Source organism: Belliella filtrata (genome assembly GCF_022549775.1).
GTDB lineage: Bacteria > Bacteroidota > Bacteroidia > Cytophagales > Cyclobacteriaceae > Belliella > Belliella filtrata.
Genome location: NZ_JAKZGP010000090.1, coordinates 1 through 12747, shown reverse-complemented (window position 1 = coordinate 12747; position 12747 = coordinate 1). Strand labels below are relative to the sequence as shown.

11 protein-coding genes are annotated in these 12747 nt (G+C 36.5%); 9 read left to right on the top strand and 2 right to left on the bottom strand.

What is annotated here, in order from left to right:
* Positions 1 to 124 precede the first annotated feature (124 nt).
* Positions 125 to 2152, bottom strand: a complete 2028-nt coding sequence (locus MM239_RS19620; protein ID WP_241350028.1) for a M3 family metallopeptidase — start codon at positions 2150 to 2152, stop codon at positions 125 to 127.
* A 469-nt stretch (positions 2153 to 2621) separates the two neighbouring features.
* The gene (locus tag MM239_RS19615; RefSeq protein ID WP_241350027.1) at positions 2622 to 3269 is read right to left on the bottom strand and encodes a sulfate ABC transporter permease; all 648 of its coding nucleotides are present in this window, start codon (positions 3267 to 3269) and stop codon (positions 2622 to 2624) included.
* A 125-nt stretch (positions 3270 to 3394) separates the two neighbouring features.
* Between MM239_RS19615 and MM239_RS19610 the strand changes: the two genes are divergently transcribed.
* From MM239_RS19610 to MM239_RS19570, 9 genes are all read left to right on the top strand, one after another.
* Positions 3395 to 4546 carry a tetratricopeptide repeat protein gene (locus tag MM239_RS19610; RefSeq protein ID WP_241350029.1) on the top strand — a complete coding sequence of 384 codons (1152 nt, stop codon included), beginning with the start codon at positions 3395 to 3397 and terminating at the stop codon, positions 4544 to 4546.
* A 211-nt stretch (positions 4547 to 4757) separates the two neighbouring features.
* On the top strand, positions 4758 to 5240 hold the full coding sequence (locus MM239_RS19605) for an Lrp/AsnC family transcriptional regulator (protein ID WP_076502638.1): 483 nt from the start codon (positions 4758 to 4760) through the stop codon (positions 5238 to 5240).
* A gap of 63 nt (positions 5241 to 5303) precedes the next feature.
* Positions 5304 to 5843 (top strand): NUDIX domain-containing protein, encoded by a 540-nt coding sequence (locus MM239_RS19600; protein WP_241350026.1) that lies wholly within the window; start codon positions 5304 to 5306, stop codon positions 5841 to 5843.
* A gap of 29 nt (positions 5844 to 5872) precedes the next feature.
* A complete protein-coding gene (locus MM239_RS19595) occupies positions 5873 to 7234 on the top strand; it encodes an MATE family efflux transporter (protein ID WP_241350025.1) in 1362 nt (453 codons plus the stop codon).
* Between the two features lie 244 nt (positions 7235 to 7478).
* Positions 7479 to 8027, top strand: coding sequence for an acyl-CoA thioesterase (locus tag MM239_RS19590; RefSeq protein ID WP_241350024.1), 549 nt, complete (start codon positions 7479 to 7481; stop codon positions 8025 to 8027).
* 6 nt (positions 8028 to 8033) lie between these two features.
* Complete coding sequence (locus MM239_RS19585) at positions 8034 to 9389, top strand: M24 family metallopeptidase (RefSeq protein ID WP_241350023.1); 1356 nt, start codon at positions 8034 to 8036, stop codon at positions 9387 to 9389.
* A 165-nt stretch (positions 9390 to 9554) separates the two neighbouring features.
* Complete coding sequence (gene hisH, locus MM239_RS19580; RefSeq protein WP_241350022.1) at positions 9555 to 10148, top strand: imidazole glycerol phosphate synthase subunit HisH; 594 nt, start codon at positions 9555 to 9557, stop codon at positions 10146 to 10148.
* Positions 10149 to 10359: 211 nt separating this feature from the next.
* Complete coding sequence (locus MM239_RS19575) at positions 10360 to 10899, top strand: helix-turn-helix transcriptional regulator (RefSeq protein WP_241350021.1); 540 nt, start codon at positions 10360 to 10362, stop codon at positions 10897 to 10899.
* A 186-nt stretch (positions 10900 to 11085) separates the two neighbouring features.
* On the top strand, positions 11086 to 12567 hold the full coding sequence (locus tag MM239_RS19570; protein WP_241350020.1) for a serine hydrolase domain-containing protein: 1482 nt from the start codon (positions 11086 to 11088) through the stop codon (positions 12565 to 12567).
* Positions 12568 to 12747: the final 180 nt, after the last annotated feature.

Below are 12747 nucleotides of genomic sequence, written 5' to 3'. Positions count from 1 at the left end.
AACTGAAAACAACGTCAACCCGTTCTCTTAGAGGGCGTAAAGCAAGGAACCGCCGTATACCGAACGGTACGTACGGTGGTGTGGGAGGTCGAAACGGGAATTAATCCCGTTTCTCCTACCCGATTTATACTAATCCAGCTCTACGGAGCAAGGCGTCAGGCTTAGGCTCTCTTCCTCTAAATCGTTTATACAAAACTGCTGGATGTTCCTTTGACCCGCTTGATAGAATATGCTCTTGAAATGATTGGGCGGTTTGTTGATCAAAGATTCCCTTTTCTAAAAATAGCTCAAATGCATCTGCGTCTAATACTTCTGCCCATTTGTAACTGTAGTAGCCAGCGGCATATCCACCCTGGAAAATATGAGAGAATGATGTACTCATGAGTGTTCCTTCGACTTCTGGAAGTAAAGAGGTGCTTCTCATTTGCCCTTTTTCAAAGTCTGGTATACTTTTGATTTCACTAGGGTCTACACTATGGTATGCCATATCTAGAAGACCAAAGCTGATTTGTCTTACTGTCTGGTATCCTTGGTGGAAATTTGAAGCATTTTTAATCTTCTGGATCAATTCAGGAGATATTTTTTCTCCGCTTTCATAGTGGCTAGCAAAAAGATCCAAGCATTCTTTTTCATAGCACCAATTCTCGAATATCTGAGAAGGTAGCTCCACAAAGTCCCAGAAGACATGAGTGCCAGTGAGCGATTCATAAGTGCCCTTTGCAAGCATGCCATGCAAAGCATGTCCAAATTCATGAAATAAGGTAGTGACCTCATTGAATGTAAGTAGAGATGGTTTGGATTTGGTTGGCTTGGTGAAGTTGCACACGATAGAAACGTGAGGTCTTTGCGCTACACCATTGTGAATTTTTTGACCTCTAAAGCTGGTCATCCATGCACCATTTCGCTTTCCAGCTCTTGGGAAAAAATCAGCATAAAATACAGCCAAGTGTTTGCCTTCCTTATCTATTACTTCATATGCTGTAACATCATCATGATAGACTTCAATGTCTTCATTTTTCTTGAAAGTAATTCCAAATAATTTTTTGGCTGTTTCGAAAACTCCTTGTGTAACTTGCTCAAGCTTGAAAAATGGCCTTAAAAGTTCATCATCAACATCATATTTTTGCTTCTTAAGCTTCTCTGCATAGTATGCAAAGTCCCATTTTTCTAAACGGTCAATTTGATCAAGCGCCTTGGCAAAAGCTTCAAGTTCTTGAATTTCCTTTACAGCTTTTGGCTTTCCTTTTTGTAAGAGGTTATCCAAGAAATCTAGAACAGCTTGACTATTTTTGGCCATTCGTTCTTCCAAGATGAAAGCTGCGTAATTTTCATACCCAAGCAACTTAGCCCTTTCATTCTTCAATTGGAGCATTTCTTTGATAAATTCTTGATTGTCTAGCTCATCGCCTTTACTTGACTTGGTATTGTATGCTATGAAAAGCTCTTTTCTAAGTTCGCGATTGTTGGCATAGGTCATAAAAGGGATATAGCTTGGAAAAGCAAGAGTGAAAATCCATTTACCTGTCTCTCCTGCATTTTCAGCTTCTTGAGAGGCGGCCTCTTTGATAGCATCTGGAAGACCTTGAAGATCTGATTCTTTTTCTACGATTAGCTTATACTTGTTGGTTTCAGCCAATACATTTTCACCAAATTTTAAACTCAGTTGAGAAAGTTTTTGATCTATTTCCCTGAGTTTTGCCTGTTGTTCTTTGTCAAGCTTTGCCCCATTTCTTACAAAGCTTTTGTATGTTTTTTCTAAGAGAGATAGTTGCTCAACAGAAAGTCCCAAATTTTCTTTTTGGAGATATACTTTTTCTACATTCTCAAAAAGCTTCTTATCCAAAAGAATATCATTGCTATGAGCCGTCAATAGAGGTGATATTTCTCTAGCTAGTGATTGTATGGTTTCATTTGTTTCTGCCGAATTTAAATTAAAAAAAATCGATGAGACTAATGAAAGTTGCTCTCCTGCATTGTCTAAAGCCACAATGGTATTCTCAAAGCTTGGTTCAATTTCAGCTTTGATACGTTCGATGTCTTCTTTGGCTAAAGCAATGCCAGTTTGAATCGCAGGGAGAAAATGGTCAGTCTCTATTTTTTTGAAAGGTGGAGTCTCAAATGGTGTTTTAAATTTTTCCAATAATGGATTCATATGATTTCTATGGTTTTATTTTAACTTAATAATCAATCTCGTTTAGCTTATTTATTTCAAAGTTTAGAAAAGTCCAAAAGCTTGCTTATGTTTTTACCATCAAACTTTGAGAAAGGTTTAAATAAGGCGTGCTGAATAACGCCAACTGGCTAATAAATTATTTAAATTTTCGTGAATACTCCCTTTTTCATGAATACTCCTTTTACAAGTAATTATTTTTTAAACAGGTTCAAGCTTTTTAAGTGATCTAATATAATTTCCGTGCTCCTGAAAATTTCAAAACACGAAATTTTCGTGCTAGTGACATACCATCTTCTTCATTGGGCTCATTCGAAGTATAGGTATACATCTTCATTCGCCCGCTTTGAACCAGGTATACCTTAGGCTTTTTCAGCAAGCCCTAAATATGCTTTCTAATTGAGATATAATTGAATAATGGAAAATGTATTGTTTACTTTTTTCAATTCAATCACTTATATACTAAGATGTAAAATGTGAGCCATATAAGGAAAACAAATACATAACCCACAATTACAATCAAAAATGATTCTTTAAGGTTCCTTTTGCTGTAGGTATGTACACCCATGGTCAGTAAGTAGATGTAAAGAATTTCAAATACATTGAGTGCTTTCAAAGGGTAATGATACTGAGGATTGATCGTGTTAAGGTCTAACAATGAAGCCAGAGACAGTGCACTATAATTTTGTATCTCTTGAAAGGTGGTGTCAGGTGAGGGACTCAAGAAGACAATCATTTTTACCAACTCGGGTAAGATAAACACTGTCTCAGCTATCAGTACGAAAGCCCAGAGTGGCTTGAAATTTATCCTGAAACCTAAAGCAAAAGATCCCGTCCATAAAAAGAAGGTAATCAATGTGACTTTCCATAATATTGAAAATGGGGTCCAAATGTAGTGTAGCGCATTGAAAATATGGAAAAATGATAAAGAACCATTTTCAGATAATTCCCGACCAGCATAGATGGTATCTAAGATAATATCATTGGTGACATACCTTATGATGATAAATAATAATGATAAAATGATAAAAAATAATCTTTTGTCGAAATTAATTGTTTCTAATATTCGTTGTGCAGTTTGGGAATCAGGTTTACTCATTGAGCAAAAATTAATTTTAGATAAAAGTAATTTATTGTTTGTAATACCTGATAGTTTTGCAGAAAAAATCATAAAAAATAATGAGATATAGACATTTTATGTTGATGCTGATAGGGATTTTGCTGATGGGGTCAGTATCAGCTCAAGATGGGGCAGAGGCTGGTGCATCAGCAAAGACTGGATCAGAATATTTATTATTGGACAAAAGCTTGCAGTTTAGAATCACAGATGCAGTAAATAGCCTTTACAATTTTGATTTTGCCACTGCCGAGCGTGGTTTTAGGGTGATGGGTTTGGAGCATCCAGATCATCCACTTCCTGATTTTTTGTTGGGCTTGAGTACATGGTGGAAGATCGCTGTAGATTTAGAGAACAAGAAGCATGATGCTGTTTTTATAGGTCAAATGGATAAAGCAATCGCCAAGGCTGAAAAAATGTATAAGAAAAACCCTGAAAATAAAGAGGCCGCATTTTTTCTTTCAGGTGCCTATGGGTTTCAGGGTAGGCTATATAGTGAACGAAAAAGTTGGACTAAAGCAACATTTGCAGGAAAAAGCGCAATGAAATACCTTAACCTTAGTAAAGGAGACGATGAGCTTAATCCAGAATTGCTTTTGGGAGATGCACTTTTTAATTATTTCTCTGTTTGGATTCCAGAAAATTACCCACTTTTGAAGCCTGTGCTTGCCTTTTTTCCAAAAGGAGATAAAAAACTTGGACTGAAACAACTGGAAGATGTTGCTCAAAATGCATTTTACGCGCGTATTGAAGCCCAATATTTTCTCTTTAGATTATATGCATCTGAAGAAAAGCAGCCCTACAAAGCTTTAGAAATAACAGATTATCTGCATAGCAAATACCCAAACAATCCTTATTTTCATCGCTCACATGCCAGACACCTCTATGCAGTAGGAAGGATGGTAGAAGCAAATGAGACTTCCCTAGAAATCCTCAAGCGAATAGATGAATCGTGGACGGGCTATGAATCAAATTCGGGAAGGTATGCAGCCTTTTATATTGCTCAATACAACGATAGGATAGGCAATAAAAAAGAAGCGAAGAAATATTATTTGAAGACTTTGTCTTATGGGGAGGAATCAGAAAGTCAAGAGAGTGGATATTACTTATACTCACTCATTGCTTTAGGGAAGATGGCAAACGAAGAAAAGGATAAGAAAAAGGCGAAAGACTATTTCAACAAAGTGAAGAAGTATGCTAAAAGAAAGCACCCTGCACACAAAGAGGCTAGAGATTACATCAAAAAGAATAAACTTTAAGCTAAGATTTGGGTAATTGAAATCGTTTTGCCAAGAGATAATTTGAATATTTTCAATTACTTAATTGAATTCGATTGATTTATTCTATTAAATTACGTTAATTGATAACAATATTTTGTAATACCAGTCGTTTTTTATTGAAATTGACTATAAAATAATTTTAAATTATATTAACTTTGTGCCACATAAAATTTTGAAAATTTTAAATAATATGGATAACAGCGTAAGAGTAAAATTCGATAAAATAGACAGAAAGATATTAGAAATCCTTCAAGCTAACGCTAAAATCACCAATGCCCAACTTTCAAAAGATATAGGCTTATCACCAGCACCAACTTTGGAAAGAGTTAAAAAACTTGAGCAATCAGGTATAATAAAAAGCTATCACGCAAAACTAGATCCAGAAAGGATTGGCTTAGGTGTAAGTACATTTGTTTTGGTCAGCTTGATTGGCCACAATAAAGGTAATATTGATGCTTTTATGAAGGAAATCAATGATATTCAAGAGGTAATAGAATGTCATCACATCACTGGTACAGGTGACTTCATCTTGAAAATCATTGCTAAAGATATCACTGCATATCAGAAATTGATGTTGGAAAAAGTGAGTGAAATCAAAGAAGTAGATTCTATGCAGTCTATGGTGATTTTGTCTACTTTCAAGGATAGCAAAGTTCTTCCTATACCAGCATAATCAAACATTACTATCTCAACCACAGGAGGCTAGCGATAGTCTCCTTTTTTTATATCAAAAATCATGAAAAACCCTTGGAAAACCCTTTCAGTAAAAACAGTATTTGAAAACCCTTGGATTGAAGTGACGCATAGAGATGTTATCATTCCGTCGGGAAATCCTGGAACATACGGAATGGTACATTTCAAAAATAAGGCACTTGGTATCGTTCCTATAGACAATGAGGGTAATACTTGGCTAGTAGGACAGTACCGCTATACTTTAGATGAATATTCTTGGGAAATCCCTATGGGTGGCGGAATATTGGGTGAAGATGATCTATACAATGCCCAACGTGAACTAAAAGAAGAAACTGGACTGATAGCAGAAAAATGGACGGAAATCATGAAAATCCATACTTCAAATTCTGTCACTGATGAGTCAGGTATTATTTTTCTAGCGGAAGGATTGACTCAGGGAGAAACTGAATTTGAAGAGACAGAACAGCTTGAAATCATTAAGTTACCTCTCAAAGATGCTATAGATAAAGTGATGAATGGAGAAATTACCGACGCGATATCTATAGCTGGGCTACTCAAAGTGGCCAAATTGTTCGATATTTGATCCCTCAAGATTAACCCTGCCCAATATTCATGAATACGATTGCATTCAAAGATCACTTTTCAAAAACTTTCACATTAGCATATCCTGTTATGCTTAGCCAGTTAGGTCAAGTATTGGTAGGAGTGGCTGACTCTATGATGGTTGGTAGGTTAGGAGCTATTCCTTTGGCTGCCGCATCACTTGCCAATAGCATATTTTTTGTGGTTCTCATGTTCGGAATCGGGGTGTCAATGGCCATTACACCATTGGTAGCGATGGCAGATGGGAAGAAAAAAGACAATAAGATAGGTAGGTTGTTTAGACATGGATTTGTAATCAATACAGCGACAGCCTTTATCCTTTTTATCCTTATCACCTTGTTTACACCTTTGTTGAAGTTTATGGATCAGCCGGAGGAAGTAGTCACTTTTGCTATTCCTTATTTGATCATTATTACGATTTCCATATTGCCCTTCATGTTTTTTCAGACTTTCAAGCAGTTTGCTGAAGGTCTTTCACAGACCAAACAAGCCATGTATATTACTTTGGTATGTAATGCACTCAATGTGTTTTTGAACTGGGTGATGATTTATGGTAATTTGGGTTTCCCCGCATTAGGCTTGAATGGGGCAGGATGGGCTACTTTGATCTCACGGATTTTGATGGGGATCATCATTGCCTATTATGTTTTCAAATCGAAAAGATATAAGAGATTCGATCTTGGATTTCGAATCAAGAAGTTTTCTTTTCCAATGGTGTCTAAAATGATAAGGATTGGTGTTCCTACTGGATTTCAATATATTTTTGAAGTAGGTGCATTCAGTACGGCTGCCATAATGATGGGGTGGATAGGAGTTACGGCTCTGGCTGCACATCAGATCGCCATCAACTTGGCCTCTATTAGTTACATGATGGCCTCTGGGCTATCATCAGCTGCCATGGTGAGAGTTGGTAATCAATTAGGTAGAAATGATATCAAAACACTTCGGGAAGCTGGTTTCACTGTCTTTGCTATGGTTGCATTATTCATGCTTATATCAGCGTTTATATTTATTGTATTTAGGGAGTTTTTACCATCGCTTTACATAGACGATCCTGTTGTGATCAGCATGAGTGCCAGCCTTTTGGTGATAGCAGGGATTTTCCAATTGTCGGATGGTATACAAGTAGTTGGTTTGGGAGCCTTGAGAGGTATGGCTGATGTGAAAGTACCTACGATTATTACATTGATAGCCTATTGGGTGATAGGTCTACCTTTAGGCTATTTCTTTGCTTTTATCTTAGACTTAAAGGAACTAGGTGTTTGGTATGGATTGCTTATTGGACTTTCTATCACAGGAGTCATGCTATTGGTAAGATTTCATACTTTAAGCAAAGGTCTCCTGAGAAAGAAGACTTTACTTAGTGCTTAAAAATTTGCAGACCTTTCCGGTTTATATGGATAACCAATTGGTTATTAGAAATAATCTAGTGAAACCTAGAGGTCTATTGTCACTATAAATCAATCAAAAACAATATGCTATTGCTCATTTTAGGTGGTGCTTCAACTAAGGTGTTGTTTTAGTTTGTTTTGCAAGATTTAATTTACAACAAGTTTTTTTCAGCCTCTTTTGGTGTTTCATTTATTACTCTCTATTTTCAATCAAAAAAATAGAGATGATTGAAGCCAGAAATGCAAGTTTTTCACGTGTCACAATTACAGAGTTGATGATTCCTTCATATGCCAATTTTGGGGGTAAAATACACGGAGGTATATTGTTGTCGCTTATGGATAAAGTTGCTTATGCTACTGCCTCAAAGCACAGTGGGGCATATTGTGTCACTGTGTCCGTGGATACAGTAGATTTTTTGCAGCCTGTAGAGGTAGGAGAGTTAGTATCTCTCAAAGCTTCTGTGAATTACGTCGGTAATAGCTCGATGATAATTGGTATTAAGGTGATTTCTGAAAACGTAAAAACAGGAGAAGTCAAGCACACCAATACTTGCTATTTTACCATGGTAGCCAAAGGGGATGATGATAAGCCTACTACAGTACCCAAATTGATTTTAGAGAATAAGACAGATGTAAGGAGGTTTGTCGAGGCCATTTATAGAAAAGGCTTTAAAAAAGAATATGAATCAAATCTTTATGAGATAAAAAAATCTTGGGATAAGCAAGAGATAAAGTCCTTGCTAGCCAATGAGAGATGTATTATTGAATTTTAAATAAATATGATGAGAAAAATTTACTTGTTAGTTACTCTATTGGTGTTGGTTCAACTGGACCTATTGGCTCAACACCCCGCAGTTCTCTCCCAACGAGCTCAAGCTGATGTGGTGGAGCAAAGACTTGAAGAAAGAATTGAGTATTTATTGCCAGAGCTCATGGATAGGGCAGGTGTAGATATGTGGGTGCTGATTTCAAGGGAATATAACGAGGACCCTGTAATCAGGACTTTTTTGCCAGCTACATGGTTTGCCGCTAGGAGGAGGACTATGCTCGTAATCCATAAGGCTGACAATCAAGATAAGGTAGAAGCAATTGCAGTGGCGAGATATGATGTAGGCAAAGCATTTAAGAAAGCATGGGATCCTGAGGTAGAACCTGATCAGTGGAAAGCTCTTAGCAAAGTGATTGAAGAAAGAAACCCAAAAGCAATAGCTGTCAATTTTTCGGATACTTATGGGCATGCAGATGGGATTTCGGTGACTGATTTTGAATTGTTGAAGTCGAATCTTTCTAAAGAACTCAATCAAAGAATAGTATCAGGGGAAAAACTTGCAGTGGGTTGGCTTGAGACGAGGACACCAAGTGAAATGGCTACCTATCGACATATGCAAACTATTGCAAATCAAATCATTGCAGAAGGACTTTCAGAAGATGTGATTACCCCAGGGGTAACTACTACAGAGGATGTAGTATGGTGGTACAGAGAAAGAATAAAAGAACGAAAACTCGATACTTGGTTTCAACCAACTGTTGATTTACAGCGTTCAGAAAAAAGTTCCTCATCAAACTCCAAACAAGGAAAGATGGATGTCAAGGAAAATGTGATTCAACCAGGTGATTTGCTACATATAGATTTTGGGATCACCTACTTAAGGTTGAATACCGACACTCAACAGCTAGCCTACGTACTCAAGCAAGACGAAATGGAGGTGCCTGCTTTTTTGCAAGCAGGACTCAAAGTAGGTAATAGGCTACAAGATATCTTGACTTCTCAATTTGTATCAGGAAGAACAGGGAATGAGATCCTGAAAGAAACTAGGGCTGAAATGGCTAAAGAAAATATTAAAGGAAGTATTTACTCTCATCCATTGGGCTATCATGGTCACGCATCTGGGCCGACTATTGGCATGTGGGACAATCAAGGTGATACCAAAGGTGCTGGCGACTACCCTTTATATCCCAATACTGCGTACGCTATTGAATTAAGTGCCACCGTTCATGTGGAAGAGTGGGGAAAAGACGTTGTTTTCCAATTAGAGGAGGGAGCTTATTTTGATGGGGAGAAAGTGATTTATTTTGATGGAAGACAAAAGGAAATCATGGCGATCCCAAGAGTTAGAGCCTATTTGAAAAAATAATCTCTTAAATATGCTAAACTTGTATAGAAGTTTTTGCAAAAATGAAGGGCTAGAATCGATAATTTCTAACTTTGCAGACACATAATCAGCGTTAAGATTTTAGAATACCTAAATCTAAACCTTAGCTCTAATCCCGATAGCTCGGGACTGAAAACTAAAATCCGAATGCAAATAGCCATAATAAAATACAATGCCGGCAATGTACAATCTGTGCTTTATGCCTTAGATAGATTGGGTGTGCAAGCAGTGTTGACTGATGATGTTGAGGAGATTTCCAAAGCAGATAAAGTGATATTTCCGGGTCAGGGAGAGGCAAGCACAGCAATGAAATACCTCAAAGAAAAGCAATTGGACAAATTGATCCCTACTTTAGAACAACCCTTTTTTGGGGTTTGTCTTGGGCAGCAATTACTTTGTGAACATTCTGAGGAGAATGATACAACCTGTTTAGGAATTTTTCCGGTAAAAGTTAAAAAGTTTACCCCAGAATTTCAGGCAGATTTCAAAGTGCCGCATGTTGGATGGAATAATCTCACAGACCTTAAAACTCCATTATTGAAAGGTTTGTCGGATGAATCCTTCGTTTATTATGTTCATAGCTACTATTGTGAGCTCAGTGAATATACCATAGCTAGGACAAACTATGTACTTGACTTTGCAGGTTTGATGCATAGAGATAACTTCTACGCCATGCAAGCTCACCCCGAAAAAAGTGGCTTGGTAGGAGAGCAGATATTGAAGAATTTCCTAAGCTTATAGATTGAAAATGTATTAAGTACAATGTACTAAGTACCGTGTATTAAGAAGCGAGAGAGCGTGAGATTAAGGGTAACTACACTTGAGTTTCATTATTGGAGTTTAAGTGTAGTTTTTTTTTAAAAGGAAAAGTAAAATTTAGTTTTCTAAAGTGAGTAATTCTATAAACTATTCTATAGTTTTAAAGGATATTGTATTATAAATATTTATTCCAATGGACTTTAGAGTTGACACGCATTCATGGTTTATTTTTTGTTTACTGTTTATATGCGGTATGTTGTTTTTTATAGTTGGTTTTATCGCAATTTCTTATTTTGGTAGAAAAAAGCAATTGAAGCGTATCAGGGATAAGGTCAATCGAAAAGGTGACAATTTTAAGCAGTATGAACAAAAATTAATTGACCGAGAATTTGTTGAACTTGGACAGAGAAACTCAATGTTAGAGTTAGACTTAAGTCAAATGTTGCTGAACTCTTTAGGACTTGATTCGAATTCAGCTGCTATCAATACATTTTTTGCTGAGTTTGACAGAATTCATCCCAACTTCAATCTTACACTTACTGATTTGATTCCTAATATCACAGAGCATGAATTGAAATTATGTTCTCTCATTAGGATGAAACTCACTGCTAAGGAAATAAGTAGATTGATGAATATAACTCCTGCAAGTGTAAATAAAGCAAGGTATAGACTGAGGAAAAAAATGGACTTGGATCCAAAGGAAAATCTTGATCTTTTTTTACTAAAAATTTAGCTTTTATTTAATTTTTGAACCTGTCCATCAATTGTCCATAGGTCAAATTTGACCTTAAAGACTACTTTTCTATATGTTTGTCGAAAACATAAAAGTCAAACATGAGATTCTTCGAATTTATTTTAATACTTGAAGGGACAGCAATTTCCTTTCTTTTATCAACACTCATTTAAATCACACTGCAAAATGAAAATAGGATATACTTTAATAATAGCCCTTATATTTCTTTTCTTTTCCTGTAGTCATAAGGATAATGGATCGGTAGATTTTGAAATTAATGAAATAGAAAATAACTTAACTACCGCAATTCAAATTGAAGGTGAATCCCCAAGTAAATATAACTTGTCAGATCGGATGATCCATTACAATGTTCCAGGTGTAAGCATAGCTGTCATCAAAGGTGGGAAAATACACTGGGCCAAGGGCTATGGGGTAGTGAGTACGATTAATAGCAAAGAAGTGGTAGTCAATGAAAACACACTATTTCAGGCAGGTTCAATAAGTAAACCATTGGCAGCACTATCAGTTCTAAAGCTTTTTGAAGAAGGTTTACTTGATCTTGATACCGATATTAATACCTATTTAGATGGATGGAAGATTCCAGACAATCAATTTACCAAAGACAATAAAGTAACCCTCAAGCAACTTCTATCGCATACATCTGGACTGACAGGTCATGGATTTCCGGGATATAAGCGAAATCAATCCCTCCCAAATTTAATTCAAGTACTCAATGGCCAAGGGAATACGGCAGCAATAATTTTGGATACAATACCAGGTAGTATTTGGAGATATTCGGGTGGTGGTTATACATTGATGGAAAAGATAGTTGAAGACGTTAGCGGATTGTCTTTTGAACAGATTATGTATAAGAAAGTGTTGCAACCTATAGGAATGACTAACAGCACCTTTCAGCAGCCTCTGCCTATTGGACTAGAGTCATTAGCTAGTGCTGCATACAACAGAAAAGGGGAAATAATAGATGGATTTTGGCATAATTATCCCGAAAAAGCAGCTGCTGGACTTTGGACGACACCCTCTGAATTAGCCAAATATTGTATTGAAATACAACAAATATTGGCTGGAAAAGAGAACAGGTTTTTATCAAAAGAAACCATTGAGTTGATGTTGACCAAGGGTTTGAATAACTGGGGTTTGGGGCCGTCTTTGCGATGGGATGCTGATAGCTTGATTTTTCAACATGGTGGTAAAAATGAAGGGTTTACAACTGAAATGATTGCATTTGCTAATAGGGGTGATGGTGTAATCATCATGACAAATGCCGATAATGGACGCCCTTTGATCAACGAGATACTTTATTCTATTTCTGCGTATTATGGGTGGGGAATTAAAGAGCCTGAATTGATAGCATCCTATGAATCTGACCTAGACCATTTGAAAAGCTTAATTGGCAAATATAAATACAATGAAGAGGGAGGATCTGTACCTGATGTAAATGGAGAATTAGTGGTTGAGGTTATCCTCGAAAATAGGAAGTTAAAAATGATAGATTCAAATGGCTATTTGAATTCTGTTCTTTCACAAACTGGTGAGTTAACTTTCATTGCAATGGATGGAGGGGAAGAAATTGTATTTGTGAAAAACGAAAAACCCAAATCTTATTCCTTTTTATATTATGACTTTTTTCAATTTGATAAAATTGAATGATACTTTCGATAGCCTTCTTTAGAAAGGTATTTAAATCTACCTATTAAAAGATTCGTAACTACTCAGGTACATTATTTACTGACCAATATTCAAATATTTGGAGTCTTGTGCTCCTTTGTAGCGTATTGACGCGTATTTGTATGTTAATGTACGAAAATCAGCTTTAAAGTTGGTTTATCC